Source organism: Saccharothrix ecbatanensis (assembly GCF_014205015.1).
Classification (GTDB): Bacteria; Actinomycetota; Actinomycetes; order Mycobacteriales; family Pseudonocardiaceae; genus Actinosynnema; species Actinosynnema ecbatanense.
The window spans coordinates 3,271,657-3,289,217 of sequence record NZ_JACHMO010000001.1 but is presented as its reverse complement, the minus strand read 5'-3'; the positions used below and the strand labels follow the sequence as shown (position 1 = coordinate 3,289,217).

The 17,561-nt window shown below is 69.9% G+C and carries 13 protein-coding genes and 1 pseudogene; 10 read left to right on the top strand and 4 right to left on the bottom strand.

The features are described from left to right. Window positions 1-183 precede the first annotated feature (183 nt). The 3 genes from F4560_RS14040 (at window position 184) to F4560_RS14030 (ending at window position 5,637) form a co-directional block, all read left to right on the top strand. Window positions 184-2,001 (top strand): ABC transporter ATP-binding protein, encoded by a 1,818-nt coding sequence (locus F4560_RS14040; RefSeq protein ID WP_312869303.1) that lies wholly within the window; start codon window positions 184-186, stop codon window positions 1,999-2,001. Beyond that, window positions 1,998-3,812 (top strand): ABC transporter ATP-binding protein, encoded by a 1,815-nt coding sequence (locus F4560_RS14035; protein WP_312869302.1) that lies wholly within the window; start codon window positions 1,998-2,000, stop codon window positions 3,810-3,812. The genes F4560_RS14040 and F4560_RS14035 overlap by 4 nt, the downstream gene beginning before the upstream one ends. 226 nt (window positions 3,813-4,038) lie before the next feature. Then, window positions 4,039-5,637 carry an MFS transporter gene (locus F4560_RS14030; protein WP_221483486.1) on the top strand — a complete coding sequence of 533 codons (1,599 nt, stop codon included), beginning with the start codon at window positions 4,039-4,041 and terminating at the stop codon, window positions 5,635-5,637. A gap of 383 nt (window positions 5,638-6,020) precedes the next feature. On the opposite strand, the gene F4560_RS14025 is transcribed toward F4560_RS14030, so the two are convergent. Then, window positions 6,021-7,664, bottom strand: a complete 1,644-nt coding sequence (locus tag F4560_RS14025) for an ATP-binding cassette domain-containing protein (RefSeq protein ID WP_184920214.1) — start codon at window positions 7,662-7,664, stop codon at window positions 6,021-6,023. Window positions 7,665-7,933: 269 nt separating this feature from the next. Between F4560_RS14025 and F4560_RS14020 the strand changes: the two genes are divergently transcribed. Next, complete coding sequence (locus tag F4560_RS14020; protein ID WP_184920212.1) at window positions 7,934-8,644, top strand: TetR/AcrR family transcriptional regulator C-terminal domain-containing protein; 711 nt, start codon at window positions 7,934-7,936, stop codon at window positions 8,642-8,644. 108 nt (window positions 8,645-8,752) lie between these two features. Here the strand turns inward: F4560_RS14020 and F4560_RS14015 are convergent, their stop codons facing one another. Beyond that, complete coding sequence (locus F4560_RS14015; protein ID WP_184920210.1) at window positions 8,753-10,207, bottom strand: protein adenylyltransferase SelO; 1,455 nt, start codon at window positions 10,205-10,207, stop codon at window positions 8,753-8,755. 156 nt (window positions 10,208-10,363) lie between these two features. On the opposite strand from F4560_RS14015, the gene F4560_RS14010 reads away from it, so the two are divergent. The 4 genes from F4560_RS14010 to F4560_RS13995 are packed head-to-tail and all read left to right on the top strand — an operon-like array spanning window position 10,364 to window position 13,773. Continuing rightward, on the top strand, window positions 10,364-11,293 hold the full coding sequence (locus F4560_RS14010) for an ABC transporter ATP-binding protein (protein WP_221483485.1): 930 nt from the start codon (window positions 10,364-10,366) through the stop codon (window positions 11,291-11,293). Continuing rightward, window positions 11,286-12,146, top strand: a complete 861-nt coding sequence (locus F4560_RS14005; protein WP_184920208.1) for an ABC transporter permease — start codon at window positions 11,286-11,288, stop codon at window positions 12,144-12,146. The genes F4560_RS14010 and F4560_RS14005 overlap by 8 nt, the downstream gene beginning before the upstream one ends. After that, window positions 12,143-13,054, top strand: a complete 912-nt coding sequence (locus F4560_RS14000) for an ABC transporter ATP-binding protein (RefSeq protein ID WP_184920205.1) — start codon at window positions 12,143-12,145, stop codon at window positions 13,052-13,054. Before F4560_RS14005 ends, F4560_RS14000 begins: the two co-directional genes overlap by 4 nt. Continuing rightward, window positions 13,051-13,773 (top strand): ABC transporter permease, encoded by a 723-nt coding sequence (locus tag F4560_RS13995; RefSeq protein WP_184920203.1) that lies wholly within the window; start codon window positions 13,051-13,053, stop codon window positions 13,771-13,773. Before F4560_RS14000 ends, F4560_RS13995 begins: the two co-directional genes overlap by 4 nt. A gap of 207 nt (window positions 13,774-13,980) precedes the next feature. Here F4560_RS13995 and F4560_RS13990 read toward each other — a convergent pair whose 3' ends face one another. Beyond that, complete coding sequence (locus F4560_RS13990; protein WP_246478406.1) at window positions 13,981-14,793, bottom strand: NPCBM/NEW2 domain-containing protein; 813 nt, start codon at window positions 14,791-14,793, stop codon at window positions 13,981-13,983. Between the two features lie 247 nt (window positions 14,794-15,040). On the opposite strand from F4560_RS13990, the pseudogene F4560_RS46540 reads away from it, so the two are divergent. Beyond that, a pseudogene (locus F4560_RS46540) lies at window positions 15,041-15,109 on the top strand (CGNR zinc finger domain-containing protein); the annotation flags it as partial. 61 nt (window positions 15,110-15,170) lie between these two features. Here F4560_RS46540 and F4560_RS13985 read toward each other — a convergent pair. Next, window positions 15,171-16,241 carry a carboxypeptidase-like regulatory domain-containing protein gene (locus tag F4560_RS13985; RefSeq protein WP_221483484.1) on the bottom strand — a complete coding sequence of 357 codons (1,071 nt, stop codon included), beginning with the start codon at window positions 16,239-16,241 and terminating at the stop codon, window positions 15,171-15,173. A gap of 316 nt (window positions 16,242-16,557) precedes the next feature. Here F4560_RS13985 and F4560_RS13980 point away from each other — a divergent pair, with 316 nt between their 5' ends. Next, window positions 16,558-17,544, top strand: a complete 987-nt coding sequence (locus tag F4560_RS13980; protein WP_184920199.1) for an IS630 family transposase — start codon at window positions 16,558-16,560, stop codon at window positions 17,542-17,544. The last annotated feature ends 17 nt before the right edge of the window (window positions 17,545-17,561 follow it).

Genomic DNA, 17,561 nt, shown 5'->3' with positions numbered 1-17,561 from the left:
GGCACTTGAGAGGTCCGAAAATCACTGTACTCAACCGGTTAAACCCATGAAGATCCGCTCTACAGCAGACCGCGGCACCGCGGCTCCTGCCGGATCGGAAGGGCGGCATTAGTGCCGACAACCTCTCCTGAACACGTCTCCGACTCCCTGATCAGCCGCACGACGCGCGCGTGGTCTGCCGCCGTGCGAGCGCGGTGGGAGATCGCCAAGCTGACACCGCACGCCGGTATGCCGCTGGTCGTCGCGCTGGTCGCGGTGAACGCGGTCCTTGGCTTGCTACCCGTGGCCTTCGTGGTCCAGACGAGCGTCCTGATCGGCCGGATTCCGGACGCGGTGCGCTCCGGCGTCGACTCCCCGGCCTGGGGCGGGCTGGTCGCGGTGTTCCTGGGCTCCACCGCCGTGCTGCTGGCGCAACAGGTGCTCGCACCCGCCCAGTTCGCGCTCGGCGAGGTGGTGGCGCGGCGGGTCGACGGGTACGCGTTCGACCGGCTCATGTCGGCGTCCCTGCGCAGCCCCGGCATCGCCCCGCTGGAGGACGCCGCCCTGCTCGACGAGCTCGGCGAGGCCAAGCAGCGGCTCGAATCCGGGTGGCAGGGACCGGGCGACGCGTACGCCGGTCTGCTGGCGCTGCTCGCCAGGTACCTCCAGCTGGTGGGCTTCGCGGTGGCCATCGGCGTGTTGTTCTCGTGGCTCGCGGCGCTCGGCGTCGTCGTCGCCACCATGACCTTCCGTTACGGCCAGCGCGGTGGCCTGCGCAAGTACTCGAACCTCCTGCGCCGGCACCTGCCCGACCGGCGCCGGACGTGGTACCTGCGTGAGCTGTCGACCAGCGCCGCGGTGGCCAAGGAGACCCGGGTCTTCGGCCTGGCCGAGTGGCTGGGAGAGCGCTACCGCGAGGCGTACCTCGCCTGGATGGTGCCGACATGGGCCTACCGCAGGCAGGTCTACCTGGCCCCGTACCTGCGCTACACGGCGTTCGGCCTGTTGGTGACATCCGCGGTGCTGGGCGTGCTGGGCCTGACGAGTTCGCGCGGCGGGCTCACGCTGACCGAGATGGCGCTGGTGCTCCAGGCGACCATCGCCGCGTCCCGGCTCGGCGACGCCTACCCCGAGTCGGACATGTCGACCCAGTTCGGGATGGACGCGCTCACCTCCGCCGCGGCATTCGAGCGCGGTGTGGCCCGGCACCTCGACCAGCCGGGGAGCTCCTCCGCGCCGACACCGTCGTCGCTCCTCCGGTTCGACCGTGTGGGGTTCGGCTATCCCGGCGGCACCCGACCGGTGTTCGACGGCCTCCACCTGGACATCCCCGTCGGCAAGTGCACCGCGGTGGTCGGGCTGAACGGCGCCGGCAAGACGACCCTGGTGAAGCTGTTGGCACGGCTGCACGACCCGACGACCGGTGCGGTGCGCGTGGACGGCGTGGACATCCGGACCGTCGACGTGGCGAGGTGGCGGCGTCAGCTCGGTGTGATCTTCCAGCACTACCTCCGCTACGAGGCCACGATCGCGGAGAACATCGGCTTCGGCGCGGTCGAGCACGCCGACGACCGCGTGGGCATCGAGGAGGTGGCACGGAGAGCCGGGCTCGACGAGGTGCTCGCCGGTCTCCCACTGGGCCTCGACACGCCCTTGGCCGCGCACATGCGCGACGGCGTGGATCTGTCCGGCGGGCAGTGGCAGCGGGTGGCGCTGGCACGTGCGCTGTTCGCCGTGCGCCACGGAGCCTCGGTCCTCGTCCTCGACGAGCCGACCGCCAGCCTCGACGTCCGCGCCGAGGCCCGGTTCTACGACGAGTTCGTCGACCTCACCAGGGGCGTGACGACGATCCTGATCTCACACCGGTTCGCGACCGTGCGCCTGGCCGACCAGATCGTGGTGCTGGAGGACGGCGGGGTGCTGGAACAGGGTTCGCACCAGGACTTGATGCGCGCCGACGGCCGGTACGCCCGGCTTTTCCGGCTCCAGGCCGACCGGTTCAACGAGGGGATGCGGTCGTGAAGGCGCTCATGACGAGCTGCACGAGGGTGTTCCTTGTGTCGTGGCGGCAGAGCAGGACCAAGGCCCTCGTCGCGGTGGTGCTGATGCTGTCCGGCGCGGCGGCGATGCCCCTGACCGCGCTCGCGCTGGGGCGGTTCACCGAGGCCGTGATCGCCGGTGACGGGCGGGCCGCCGTCCTGGCCGGTGTCGCGGTCGCGGTCGGGCTCGCCGCCGGGTTGAACCTCGCGCACTTCGCGCACATCGCCTACTTCGAGCTGTCCGAGCTGAGCCTGCTCGAACTCGACCAGCGGCTGATCGCGTCGGCGACCGACTCGCGCGGCCTGCGGGCGCACGAACGTGCCGACCACGCCGACAAACTGGACCTGGTGCTGCGCGACCTGAGTCGGTTCAACACGGCCGTGCACGCGCTGTTGGGCATCGCGGGCATGGTGCTCGCGATGGGCATCACGGCGGTGCTGCTCGCCGGGCTCAACCCGCTGCTGCTAGTGCTGCTGCCGCTGGCCGTCGTCCCACTGCTGACCAGCCACCGCGCCGAACGCGTCCTCGACCGGGCCAAGGTGCGGGCCGCCGAACCGACCAGGCTGGCCACGTCCCTGTTCAAGCTCACCACCGACGCGGGCACGGCGAGCGAGCTGCGCGTGTTCCGGATGGAGCAGGAACTGCTGCGACGCCACCGCCTGCTGTGGGGTGAGGCGGCGCGCGGCCTGGCCGGTGCGCACGCCGGTGCCGGCCTGTTGCGTGCGGCGGGACAGGTCGTGTTCGCCGCCGCGTACGCGGGCGGGGTGCTGCTGGTGGTGCGGGACGCGGTGCAGGGCCGCAGCACCGTCGGCGACGTCGTGCTGTCCATCACGCTGGCCGCGCAGGTCAACCAGCAGGTGGCGAGCACTGTGTCGTCGGTGGCAGATCTTCAACGGCTGGCCGCGACGTTCGGCCGGCTCGACGAACTCACCGCGGTGGAGGCGGCGCCCGCCGAGCCCGAGGACCAGCGGCCACCCGAGCGGCTGCGGCACGGGATCGACCTGGTGGACGTGACGTTCGCCTACACCGAGGACGCCAATCCGGTGCTGCGGGACGTGACGGTTCACCTGCCGGCGGGTTCGACCGTGGCGATCGTCGGCGAGAACGGCGCGGGCAAGACGACGCTGGTGAAGCTGCTGTGCGGCTTCTACCGGCCGTCCGCCGGGCAGCTCCTGGTCGACGGCGTGGACCTGGACCGCATACCGGCGTCGGCGTGGCGGGCTCGGCTGGCCGCAGGGTTTCAGGATGCAGTGCGCTGGGAGCTGACGGCCCGCGAGGCGGTAGGCGTTGGCGATCTGGCTGCCCTGGCGTCGACGAGGGCCGACGAAGCGGTCCTCAGGGCACTCGACCGCGCCCGTGCGGACAACCTGCTCGCGCGGCTCGACGACGGTCTGGACACCCAGTTGGGCAAGAGCTACGGCGACGGCGTAGAGCTGTCCGGCGGCCAATGGCAGAAACTGGCCCTCGGCCGGGCGTTCATGCGCGAGCAACCACTGCTGCTGGTGTTGGACGAACCCACCTCGGCGATGGACGCCGAGGCCGAGCACGCCCTGTTCGAGCGCTACATCGAACAGGCCCGCCGCTCAGCTGCGCGCAGCGGTGCCATCACGCTGCTGGTGTCGCACCGGTTCTCCACGGTGCGCTCGGCCGACCTGATCCTGGTCGTGGCGGGCGGTCGGCTCGTGGAGGCAGGCGGGCACGACGACCTGATGCGGAGCGACGGCCTGTACGCCGAACTGCGCCGCCTCCAAGCCCGCGCTTACGCAGACAGCGCTGACGGGGACCGGAACTGACGGGTGCCAGGTCACGAGGCCGCTCGGTCGCAACCCCCGGAAGTTATGAAATTCTTCAGTTGGCAAATCTGCCAGAGGGCACAAATTTGTTCACTCTGCAAGCGCGGAAAAGGGCACATAATCCGTTCGGGCGCAACGGTTTTGATTGGAAACTGTGAGCTTGACAGTGTCTCGGAGGGCGGCTTATGGTCGTTCGGGTTCTCGCTGATCGATATCTAAGGTGTTCATGACTACGCCTCCGACGCTGCCTAAGTTCAGGCAGCAGTTGATTCTTGCCGTTCTTATGGTTTGTTCCCTGCTGATCTGGTTGGACAATACTGTCCTGAGTACCGCGCTGGAGACCCTTGCCGACCCGGTCCGTGGACTGGGGGCCGATCCCGGTGAGTTGCAGTGGGCGACCGGTTCGTACACCCTGGCCTTCGCCACGTTGATGTTCACCGCAGGCGCATTGGGCGATCGGTTCGGTCATCGGACTGTGTTCTCCAGTGGGTTGGCGATCTTCGCCGGGGCGTCGCTGTGGGCGGCGTACGCGAACGATGCGGGCCAGCTGATCGCAGCTCGAGCTGCGATGGGGGTGGGCAGCGCGCTGATCACACCCGCAATGCTGGCCATCCTCATGTGGACCTTCACCGGCCCCGCACGGGCTGCCGCGATCGGCATTTTCTCGACGTCGGCCGGTGTCGGAATGGCTATCGGACCGGTGCTGGCGGGGTTCCTGCTCGATCACTTCTGGTGGGGCTCGGTCTTCCTGATCAACGTCCCGGTCGCGGCACTGGCGCTGATCGGGCTCGCCCTGCTGGTTCCGAATTTCCGCAGTCCCACCCTGCGGCCACTGGACCCCGCTGGGATGTTGCTGTCGATCGGTGGGCTCGTGGCGTTGGCCTACGGGCTGATCCGGGCGGGGCAGGTGACTGCGTGGAGTCGTGCCGATGTCTGGGCGCCGATCGTTGTCGGCCTGGTGCTGCTGGCCGGTTTCGTGCTCGTCGAACTGCGTGTCAAGGCGCCCAGCTTTGATCCGCGACTGCTCGCACAACGCACATTCGGTGGCGGCAACGTGGCGCTCGGGTTGCTGCTCTTCGCAGTGGCCGCCATCACCTTCTACAACGCGTTCTACCTGCAAGGTGCGCTCGGGTTCTCGCCGATGAAGGCGGGTCTGGCCACTATCCCGACCGCACTCGGCGCGCTCGTGGGAGCGCCCCTTGCCACGCGACTGGTCCGCCGTCTGTCGCTACGCCCGGTCGCCGTGCCGGCGCTGACCGTGGCTGCGCTGACCATGGGCGGGTACGGGTTTCTCGGACTGCAAACCCCGCTCGTCTGGATCGAGATCCTGTTGTTGGTGCAGGGCCTCTCAATCGGCATGGTGATCGGCCCCGTCACGGCCGCGCTGATCGGCGACCTGCCGCTGGACCGGGCCGGTGCGGGATCGGCCATCACCAACACCGTGCGCCAAACCGGCAGCGTGGTCGGAATCGCAGTGGGCGGCTCGATCCTGTCGATCGTGTACCGACGTGCGATCGAACCTTCGCTGGAGGGCGTGCCCGGTCCGGTGCGGGATCAGGCGCGAATCTCCGCCGAGCAGGCCCGCCACGTCGCCACCGCCACTAACCGGCCCACCCTTGCTCAGGCTGCTGATGACGCGTTCATCCACGCTATGCACGTCGGCGCGGGCTGGATCGCGGTCATCACGCTCCTCGGAGCGGCTGTTCTGCTCGTCGCCTTGCCTGGCGCCGGGAAGAGGCGCAGTCCGATACCGGGGCCTGGGGCGGACCACGAAGAGGCCCGCGGCTCCGAGGCCATGACCGCCGCCCAGGCGTCACGAACGTGATGGAGCCCGATTCGGTGGCGCGGGTCTCCGGGAAACTGTCGACCGGACGTTCCCACCCACGACGGAGGAGAGTGGTACTGATGGAGGCTGAAGTCGAGACGTTCCAAAGCCGCACCGCCACCTCGGCGGACCTCGCCGCATATTATCGCGTCATCGCGGATTGCCAGGAGATCGACCGCCGTGCTTGCCGCCCACCGGGGCCGTGGCCTCGGATTCGCGATTAAAGCGGCGATGGCCGAGTGGCTGGTGGCCGAACATCTTGAGCTGGAGTGCTTCCAGACTTCGACCGGGACCGAGAACGTCCACATGATCCGGGTCAACCACGCGCTCGGTTTCGTGACCGACGTGACCGAGCTCGAATTGAGCCTGGAAACGAACCACTTTCACCCCGGCGTTTCCGGGCCGCTGGTCTCGGTGGAGCCCCAGACCGGGGCGTCGACCTCGCGGACGGTCCCGTCGGAGGCGAAGTACAGGTAACGGTCGAAGTCGGCGGCGAACCAGCGGTCGTGGGTGATGGCCAGCACCGTGCCGGTGAAGTCGTGCAGACCGCGCTGGAGCGCGTCGGCACTGGCCAGATCCAGGTTGTCGGTGGGTTCGTCGAGCAGTAGCAGGGTCGAGCCCGCCAGTTCGAGCAGCAGGATCTGCAACCTCGCCTGTTGCCCGCCCGACAGCGTGTCGAAGGGCTGGTGCCAGGATCGGGCGAGTTCGTAGCGGGCCAACGCCGACATGGCGTCGTTGCGCTCCAGAGCCATGTCCTGCATGACGATGTCGACCACCGGGCGCGCGTGCAGATCGGGACGCGTGTGCGTCTGCGCGAAGTGACCCGCGACAACCCTCGACCCCAGCGTGACGGTCCCGGTGTGCGGCACCGGGTCGGCGGCGGGATCGGCATCGGGGGATCTGTTGTCGATCAGACGCAGGAAGCGGGACTTCCCGGAACCGTTGGCGCCCAGCACCGCCACGCGCTCACCGAACCAGACCTCCAGGTCGAAGGGCGCGGTGAGGCCGGTCAGCGCGAGGTGCTCGCAGACGAGGGCGCGCTTGCCGGTCCGGCCGCCGGTCAGCCTCATCCTGATGTTCTGCTCCTTCGGCGGGCGTTTCGGCTGGCCCGCTTCCTCGAAACGGGCCAAGCGCGTGCGCGCCGCTCTGTACTGCGAGGCCACCGAGTCGTTCCGTGCTGCGGTCTGGCGCAGCGTGTGGACCATGTTGCGCAGCTTGCGGTGGTCTTCCTGCCAGCGCTTCCGCCGTTCGTCCAGCCGGTCGATGCGCTCGTTCCGGGCTTCGGTGAAGGTGGCGAAGCTTCCGCCGTGCACCCAGACGTCGCGGTCCTCCACGGCGATGACCCGGTTGGTGGCGTTCGCGAGCAGTTGCCGGTCGTGGGAGACCAGGAGGATCGTCTTGGTGCTCGTGCGGAGCTTGTCCTCCAGCCACTCCTTGCCCGGGACGTCCAAGTAGTTGTCCGGCTCGTCGAGCAGAAGCAGGTCGTCGGGACCCCGCAGGAGCGCTTCGAGCACCAGTCGCTTCTGCTCGCCACCGGACAGGGTGTTCACGTTGCGGCAGGCCGCTTCCTCGAAGGGCAGGCCAAGCGCGGCCATCGTGCACGTGTCCCAGACGACCTCGATGTCGTAGCCGCCCGCGTCGATGTGTTCGGCGATGGCCTGTGCCAGGGCCATCTGGGTGGCTTCTTCGTCGTATTCCGCGACGGCGGCCTCGGCGTCGGCCAACGCGGCCGTGCTCTGCTTGACGCGGTCAGGCGCGACGCCGAGCAGCAGGTCGCGCACGGTCGAGCGGTCGTTGACGGTGCCGATGAACTGGTGCATGAAGGCGATGCCGCCGCTGGTCGCGAGCTGACCCGACGTCGGGCGCAACTCGCCGCTGACGAGTCGCAGCAGCGTGGTCTTTCCCGCCCCGTTGGGGCCGACGAGGCCGGCGGTGGCCCCGTCACCGATCCGGAACGAGACGCCGTCCAGGAGGGTCCGGCCGTCACCCAGGGTGTAGGTGAGCTCCGACGCTTCCACGTGTGCCACTTATCGAACCTCCGCACCCTCAGGGAGAACCGCGACCATGCGACCCGGGGCGAGGACGAACCACACGACGACCGCGCAGGCTGCCAACACCGCGACCGCTAGTGCCCGGGTGCGGGTCAACTGGGCCAGGCCGACGGTGGCGAGTACCCACCACCGGTTCGGTCCGGGGGTGAACCGGTCTGCTGTGCGCATGCGTCCCATCCCGGTTGAACTTTGTTAGTCCTCCCGAACGTTGTTCGAGAGCCCGATCAACATACTAGGGTTGCGGCATGGACACGAACAACCCGGATCAACCGGGGCGTGCGCCGGGGGAGGTGTGGCTCCGCGCCCCTCGGACGTACCGGGACACGCCACCGCTGTCCCGCGACCGGATCATCGAGGCGGCCATCGCCATCCTCGACGCCGCGGGCGAGGGGAAGCTGACGATGCGGAAGCTGGCGGAACGCCTGGAGGTGGCGCCGCCGACGCTCTACTGGCACGTGAAGACCAAGGACGACGTCCTCGACCTCGCCGTCGACGAGATCTTCGCCGACGTGCCGCTGCCCTCGGCCACCGCCCACTGGGTCGACGCCACGCGGGCGTTGATCCTGGACTGGCGCGCGACGATGCTGCACCACCCCTGGTCGCCTGCGCTGCTCGGTCGGCCCATGCTGGGGCCGAACGTGTTGGCGCGCACGGAATTCCTCCAGGCGACGCTCGCCCGCGCGGGCTTCACCGGCGCGGCGTTGGCTGCGGCGACGCACGGCTTGGCCAACTTCGTCATCGGTTCGGCGTTGACCCAGTCGACATGGCAGCGCAACGGTGATCCCGGCCTCCAGTCGGCGGCGCACGCGCACATCCGCGCACACGCTGACGCGTACCCGACGTTGGCGGTCAACGACCACCTCGACTCGCCCGACTGGGACGACCTGTTCCGCCGAGGTCTGGACTACATGCTGGACGGCCTCAGGGGGAGGCGCGAGGGGGAACTGGGTGAGTGAGCACAACGGGCAGAAGCGCTGGGGCAGGCGCGGTGGAGGTGTGGACACGCGAGCTGCGGCCCGCGGCCTCTTCACCGAACGAGGCTTTGAGTGCCTTGCGCGCGGACCTCAGGTGCCGCAGTAGGTCTGGTAAGCGGCGCCGAAGGCGTTCGGGGCGGGTTCGGTGTAGCGGTCGAGGCCGGGACGCTCGTCGTAGGGGGCGGTCACCGCGTCCATGAGTCGTTCGAGCGGACGCGGGTCGCCCTCGGTCGCGGCGTCGAGGGCTTCTTCCACGAGGTGGTTGCGGGGGATGTAGACGGGGTTGACCCGGCTCATCGCGGCGACGTCCGGTTCGAGGGCCCGCCAGCGGGTCAGCCAGCCGTCGATCGCGGCGAGGTCGAGGAACAGCTCACGCGCGGGTGGCCCGCTGCCCGCCGTGCCCAGGCGGCGGTAGAACGACGTGTGGTCGACGCGGTTGTCCTGGAGGAGGGTGAGCAGCTCCTCGACCAAGGGCCCGGTAACCGCGTGGTCGAGGTCGTCGGGCAGGCCGAGCTTGGCCCGCATGCCGGCCGACCAGGAGTCGTCGTACCGCCCGCGGAACGTGCCGAGCGCCTCGACCGCCAGGGCGATCGCCTGCTCCTCGTCGTCGGCGAACAGGGGGAGGAGGGCCTCGGCGAGCCGCGCGAGGTTCCACTCGGCCACCCGCGGCTGGTTGCCGTAGGCGTAACGCCCGCCGTGGTCGATGGAGCTGTACACGGTGGCCGGGTCGAACGCCTCCATGAACGCGCACGGCCCGTAGTCGATCGTCTCGCCCGAGATCGTCATGTTGTCGGTGTTCATGACACCGTGGACGAACCCCACGAGCATCCACCGCGCCACCAGCGCGGCCTGGGCCGCGACCACCGCCTCGAACAGCGCGACGTAAGGGCGCTCGGCCAGCGCGGCGCGGGGGTGGTGGCGGGCGATCGCGTGGTCGGCCAGGCGGCGCAGCAGGTCCACGTCGTCGGTGGCCCTGGCGTACTGGAAGCTGCCCACGCGCAGGTGGCTGCGGGCGACGCGGGCGAGCACGGCTCCCGGCAGCACGGTCTCGCGGCGGACCGGACGGCCGGTCGCCACCACGGCCAGTGCGCGGGTCGTCGGAATCCCGAGGGCGTGCATCGCCTCGCTGACGACGTGCTCGCGCAGCATCGGACCGACCGCGGCCAAGCCGTCGCCACCACGGGAGAACGGCGTGCGCCCGGAGCCCTTGAGGTGCAGGTCGCGCGGCTCGCCGTCGGCGTGGACGACCTCGCCGAGCAGCAGGGCCCGGCCGTCGCCGAGCCGCGGGGCGTAGTGCCCGAACTGGTGCCCGGCGTAGGCCTGCGCCACCGGAGTCGCGCCATCGGGGACGTGCTCGCCGACGAGCAGGCGGAGGCCCTCGGCGCCACGCAGCCACGCGACGTCCAGCCCGAGCTCCGCGGCCAGCCGCTCGTTGAGCACGAGCAGGCGCGGCGCGGGAGCCTGCTCGGCCTGCCAGGCGAGAGCCATCTCCGGGAATTCCCGGGCGAAGCGGTCGCCAAGGGTGACGGTCGGTGCGGTGCTCACCCGGTCCACGGTACGTCGTGCCGTTGGCCTGTCTCGGTGCGGAGGGAACCGTGTGTCGGCACATCGTCGCGCCGTCGACCCCTAGGGGTCGGAAGACCGCCAGACTCAGGGGGTCAGCCGGATGTGTCGATGATCGAGCGGTCGTAGGGTCCTCGTGTGCCACTCATCGAGACCACAGCGCTGGGAATGCGCTACGACGGCAAGGTGACCGCGCTGGCGGACTTGACGTTGGACATCGAGGCGGGTGTCGTCGGCCTGGTCGGGGTCAACGGCGCGGGGAAGACCACGCTGATCAAGCTCGCGCTGGGGCTGCTCACGCCCACCAGCGGGCGGATTCGCGTGCTCGGACTCGACCCGATCGCCGATGGGGAGCAGGTTCGGGCGAAGGTCGGCTACATGCCCGAGCACGACTGCCTGCCGCCGGACATGATCGCCGCGGAGTTCGTGACGCACATGGCGCGGGTCAGCGGCCTGCCCGCCGCGGCGGCGCGGGAGCGGGCGTCGGAGACGTTGCGGCACGTGGGGCTTTACGAGGAGCGCTACCGCCGGATCGGGGGGTACTCCACCGGCATGAAGCAGCGGGTCAAGCTGGCCCAAGCGCTGGTCCACGACCCCGAACTGCTGCTGCTCGACGAACCCACCAACGGGCTCGACCCGGCGGGCCGGCGGGCGATGCTCGACCTGGTGCACCGCATCGGCACCGAGTTCGGCATCTCGGTGGTGGTCTGCTCCCACCTGCTCGGCGAGATCGAGCGGATCTGCACGTCGCTGGTCGCCATCGACGCGGGCACTCTGCTGCGCTCGGCGACGCTGTCGTCGATGACCGAGCACAACGACCTGCTCGTCGTCGAGATCGACGAGGGCGCCGAGCGGTTGGCCGCCGCGCTCACCGCCGGAGGACTGGACGTGCGCCGTGAGAACCGCGTGCTGACCGTCCGCTTCGGCGAGGAGGACGGCGCGGTGTACGACCTCATCCGGGACGCCGTCGCGGACCTCGACCTCTGCCTGCACCGGCTCGAACGCCAGCGGCACCAGGTCGCCGACCTGTTCCGCGACCGTCCGGCCGAGGAGGTGTCCCATGTCTGAGTCCGGCGTCATCCACGACATCGGCTACCAGCGCTACACCGGCCCGAGGCTCGGCCCCAGCTACGCGGCCCGCTCGCTGTACGTCCACAGTGTCCGCAGCGCCTACGGCCTCGGCCGCAGCCCGTGGGCGAAAGTGCTGCCGTTCGGGCTGATCGGCCTGGCCGGCATCGCCTCGCTGATCATCGTGCTCATCAACAACCAGGCGCCCGAGCCGGTGCTCGACTACGTCGGCATCGCCTCCACCTTCACCTTCGCCGCGACGGTGTTCGTCGCCGTGGTCGCGCCCGAGCTGGTGTCGGTGGACCTGCGCACGAACCTGTTGCAGCTGTACCTGTCCCGCCCGCTGAGCCGGTCGGGCTACGCGCTGACCAAGGTCGCCGCGCTGGCCACCGCGACGTTCCTGCTGCTCGCGGCACCCATGCTGATCATGTTCATCGGCATGGCGTTCGGCACCGACGACGGCGTCGCGGGGGTGCTGGAGGAGTTCGGCGGGCTGCTCGTCGGCCTCGTCGCCGCGGCCGTCCACGCCGTGCTGCTGGCGGCGCTGGGGCTGCCGATCGCGTCCCTGTCCGGGCGCCGGGTGTTCGCCACCGGCATGATCATCGGCGTCTTCCTGCTCACCGCCCCGATCTCGGCCGTCCTGAGCGAGCTGGGCTCCGGGACGGTCGGCCGGCTCGCGGGGCTGCTCGACCCGACGAGCCTGCTCAACGGCGTGGACCAGTGGCTGTTCGGAGCGGACGTCAGCTTCGTCTCGATCGGCTCGTACGGACCGGTGTACGGCCTGGTCACGGTCGCACTGGCCGCGCTCGGCACGACGGCCGCGGTGTGGCGGTACAAGGGGATGAAGTCATGAACACCGTCGAACTCGCAGGCGTGTCCCGCTGGTACGGCAACGTGGTCGCGGTCAACGACGTGACCCTGTCGATCGGCCCCGGCCTGACCGGCCTCCTCGGGCCCAACGGCGCGGGCAAGACCACCGTGCTGCACCTGATGGCGGGCCTGCTGGCACCGTCGCAGGGCACCGTCACGATCGGCGGCGAGCCCGCGTGGGCCAACCCCGCCATGTACCGCAAGCTCGGCCTGGTGACCGAGCGCGAGAGCGTGCCGGGTTTCCTCACCGCGTGGGAGTTCGTCCTGGCGAGCGCCAAGCTGCACAAGCTCCCCGACCCGACGGCCGCCGCCCGCGCCGCGCTGGACACCGTGGACCTGCGTGACGCGCAGGACCGCCGGATCTCCACCTACTCCAAGGGGATGCGCCAGCGGAGCCGGGTCGCCGCCGCGCTGGTGCACGATCCGGGGGTGCTGCTGCTGGACGAGCCGTTCAACGGCATGGACCCCCGGCAGCGGATGCACATGATGGAGCTGCTCGACGGCATGGCCGCGGAGGGGCGGACCATCGTGTTCAGCTCCCACATCCTCGAGGAGGTCGAGCAGCTCTCCGGCACCGTGCAGGTGATCGTGTCGGGCAGGCTCGCCGCTTCCGGCGACTACCGGCACATCCGGCGGCTGATGACCACCCGCCCGCACGTGTTCACCATCGCCTCCTCCGACGACCGTCTCCTCGCGACAGCGCTGATGGGCGAGCCGTCGGTCTCCGGGGTGAGCATCGCCGCGGCGGGCATCCAGGTGCACACCAGTGACTACGGCGCCTTCACCCGCGTCCTGGCCAAGCTCGCCAAGGCCCAGGGCATCCGGTTGACCACGATCCTGCCTTCGGACGAGTCCCTCGAGAAGGTCTTCTCCTACCTGGTGACCACATGAACCCGACGATCATCGGCCTCACGGCCAGGGCCCTCCTCGGGCGCAGGCGCGTGCTGTTGCTGCTCCCCATGCCGATCATCCTGATCGGGCTGACCCTGCTGGCCGTCACCGAGGAGGACGAGTACGTGACCCCGTCCGACTGGGGCCCGCTGGTCTTCTCCAACCTCGGACTCGCGGTCATCCTGCCGCTGACCGCGCTGATCGTCGGCAGCAGCGTGCTCGGCCTCGAGATCGACGACGGCACCATCACCCACCTGATCACCAAGCCGCTGCCGCGCTCGGAGATCATCCTGTCCAAGCTCCTGGTCGCCTGGCTGGTGACCACCGCGGCCACCGCCCTGCCGCTGGCCATCGCGGCCTTGATCGCGGGCTCCGGCACGCTGGCGGTCGGCTTGATCGTCGGCACGGCACTCGGCGCGCTGGCGTACAGCGCCCTGTTCCTCGCCCTGAGCGTGATGACCAAGCGCCCGGTCGCGGTCGGCCTCGTCTACATCGTGCTGTGGGAGAACCTGCTGGTGTCGTTCGTCGACGGCGCCCGCGTGTTCAGCATCCGCCAGCACGCGACGGCCATCGCGGACGCGATCGGCGACACCCCGCTGATCGCCTCGACGATGTCGGTGTCGACCGCGTTGATCACGGTGTCGGTGTTCGTCGTGGCGGGCACGGTCGGGGCCACCCGGCGGCTGCGGTCGTTCGCGCTGACGGGCGAGGCGAACTAGACCCGCGGGTCAGTCGATCGGGACGAGCCGGCGACCGCGCCGCGCGGATCTACGACAGCTGCACGATCCCGCTCTACCTGACCGCACCGACCACCGCGGGCGACCGCCGTCACACAGCGCCACAGCTACATCGGCGGCACCCGGTTCGGGTGTGCGCTCACGGGCCCGGTTCGTGGTGTTCCGGGCCCGTGAGGTCTCACCTGCGGGTCAGTCGCACGACAGGCGTGCGGCCGCCCAGTTGGCGTGGTCGTAGGACTTGCCGTCGCCGGCGTCGTTGACCTTGAGGGTCAGCGACGCCGGACGGCTGAGGCCGACGGCGATGTTCGCCGTTTGGCCGCCCCGCAACACCGGGGTGGTGTGGACGGTCCGACCGTCGGCGATCACCTCGAACGTGACCGAGCCGTTGGAGCCGATCTCGGTGTCGAGGCCGTGGCAGGCGCCGTCGACAGGGATGGTCACCGTCGCCGGGGCGTGGACGCCGAGACCCTTGGTGTAGCGGACGCCGCCGGTGGTCAGGACAGTGCCGTCGAGCGCCTGGACTTCGCCGTTGCTCGTGTCCCGCTCGACCGGGCCCCATCCGTTGGTGGGCTCGAAGTCGCGGTCGCTGACGAACGCGCCGCCGGATGCCGTGCCGACGCAGGAAACCCTGGCGTCGGCCCAGTTCGCGTGGTCGTGGTCTTTGCCGTCACGGGCGTCGGTCACGCGCAGCTCCAAGGTGTGGAAGCCGTTGGTCGGCACCGAGAGGGAGACCGGGGCGCCGCCACCGCGCAGCACGTCGGTGTAGGCCAGGAGCCGGCCGTCGCCGTAGACCTGGAAGCGGACGCTGCCCCTGTCCTCCCTGCCCTCGGCGTCCACCCCTACCTCGGCCTCGAACCGCTGGCAGGCGCGTCCGAGGTAGACGTGCACCGCGGAGTCGGCGTGCGCGCCCACTCCCTTGGTGTAGGAGGTGGAGCCGATCCGGATCGCGGAACCGTCACCCTCGCCGGTGCCGCCGTTGTTGGTGTCGTCCTCTTCGCTCAGTCGACGGCGGCTCAGGTGCGCCGTCGGTCAGATCAGGCCGTTGCGCAGCGCGTAGGCGACGGCATGCGGCACCTGCTGCCGGAGAAGGCCGTCAAGCGTCGGCTGTCGAAGTTCGAGGAGGAGCCGTTCTGACGATCGCCACCGAAGCGGGACCGCCGGCCGTGGAAAGCAGACGATCGTGTGCCGCCACGAAGTTCGGAGTCGGGGGTACTTATACGACGTCTCTCGCAGTGGCGCAGGTCGCTGATGCTCGATGGTCACCTGCGGTAACCGCACCAAGAGCAGCACCTACCGGCAGCGGCAACAGACGGCCTGAACAGCGGCCCTTTCACACCGGGGCGATGACGATCAGGATCCAGCAGGTACGGCTGAAGTACTTAGAGGCCCGGCCCGCCGTATGGGTCGTCGCTGCGCTGCTGGTTGTCGCCCTGAGTGGGCCCGCTGTACGGGCCGGGGAACCCGTCGGCCGTCGGTCTCGTGTACAGCACCACGGTCGGTGCGTCGCTCATGCCCGCTCCGGCCGGCGCCGTCGGCTGAGTCGCCGCGTGCGGAGCCGGCCCGTCCGGCGTGTTCCGGCGGCGGTTTACGATCAGGGCCAGTGCGCCGAGGCCGGCGGCGGCCAGCAGGCCGCCCAGGATGAATGGCAGCGAACCGCTGCGCTCGTCGTTGCCGGCTTCCTGAGCGGGGGGTGGCGCTGCGGCTGCGCTGATCTTCGACTCGGGAGTCTGGTCCGCTGCCGTCGTTGCAGTGGGCGACGGCAGAGTCTCGGCCGGCGTGGCCACGGCGGCCAAGGTCAGCTCCACGGTCACGGTGTCACCCGCGGAGCCCCGTACGGTCGTGCGGGTGGCGCGATAGCCGTCCAGGGCCGCGTCGACCGTGATCTGGCCCTCGGCGATCGGCTTGCCGGCGCCCGACTTGGTCGAGAACCGGCCGCTCTGGTCGCTGGTCGTGCGGTACTCGTGCCCGGCGCTGTCCTGGACGGTCAGGGCCACGCCGCCGATCGCCTTGCCGCTGGTGTCGCGGACCCAGCCAGACACCCCGTCCACTTCGGACGACGGTTTGTCCGCATCAGACGACGGCTTGTCCGCATCGGGTTGCGTCGCGCCCGCGCCGTGAATGTAGACCATCCTGTAGTCGGAGCTGTTCTGCCCGCCGAGCCGCACGGCGACCGAGATGTTGACACCGAGGGTCTCGCCCGCGTTCACCTCGGGCGCGACGACGGTGGCCTGGAAGTCCTGGCTCTGGCCAGGTTTGAGGTTCGGCTCCGCCCGACACCCGGTGGTGCATTGCAGGCCGCCACCGACCACCACGATGGCCGTGTCCGCCCCGCTCCCGTTGTTCGTGACGCGGAACTGAACGTGAACCTTGTCGCCGGGCTTCACGTTCTCGGCTGACACGCTCAGGATGCTGATGGGTGCCGGGGCGCCTGCCAAGGGTGTCGCGGACACCGCGCACGTGCCCCCGGCCAAGGCGATCAACACGGCGGTCCGGGCCCATCGGACACGTGAGCGCGACGTCACTTCCTGCCACCTTCTCCATAGGCAGGCGACATCGGCCGATGACACCGCAGGACACTATGCCCTATCAGAGGTTGCGTGACTCGCGCGCACCTGCCCGGCCCCTCGCAAGGGGACCTCGCACTCCGCACTGCGTGATTGCAGCCTCGCTCCAGAGCCTCTTCGCGTGGGTTCTGGTGACCATTCTGAACCGATACCCGATCCTGTGGCTCGATAAAGTCGGTTCAGGCTAGAGGGTGCGCACCGGTTGTCGCCCGCAGAGCGTGAGGTGCTGCGGTTGCGGGTGGTGGCCGCGCTGGAGTCCGGTCGGGTCGAGGGCTATCGGCAGGCCGCGGAGGTATTCGGAGTCTCGGAGCGCTCGGTGGGCACCTGGTGGCGTGCCTACCGGCGGGAGGGTCGCGACGGCCTGGCGACCCGCACGGGGCGGCCCGGCCCCGCCGAACTGATCAATGCGGCGGATCGGGGCACCCTGTTCACGGCCATGGCCGACTACACGCCCGAGGAGCTGCTGATCGGCGGCCCGCTGTGGACCCGCCAGGCGGTGGTCGAGCTGATCCGGCTGGTCGTCGGGGTCGACATGACCGAGCAGGGCGTCGGGCTGTGGCTGCGCCGCCACGGATTCACCCCGCAACGCCCGGCCCGACGCGCCTACGAACAGCAACCCGCCGCGGTGCGCGCGTGGCTGGACGAGCAGTACCCGGCGATCGAGACACGGGCAAAATCGGAGGGTGCGGCGATCGCGTGGGTGGACCAGTGCGGGCTGCACTCCGACGCCGCACCGCCAGGCCGGTCCTGGGCGCCGAAGGGCCGCACGCCGATCATGCGGGTGACCGGGAAACGCCTGCGGGTCAACGTCATGTCCGCCGTCGCCTCACGCGGCGCGCTGTGGTTCACCGTGTTCACCGAGCGGTTCACCGCACCGGTGTTCACCGCGTTCCTCGACCGCGTGGCAAGCCAGGCCGGCCGGAAGGTCCACGTCGTCGCCGACCGGCACCCGGTCCATCGAAGCAATGCCGACCGGGTCGAGCTGCACCTGATGCCCGGCTACAGCCCCGAACTCAACCCCGACGAACTGCTCAACGCCGACCTCAAACGCAACGTCAACGCCTCCCGAGCCCACACCGTCGACCGCCTCGCCCACGAATCCCGACGCTTCCTACGCCGCCGCCAACGCCAACCGCACATCGTCCGCGGCTACTTCCGTGCCCCACACGTCCGCTACGCCATCATGTAGGCAACCGAACACTTTCG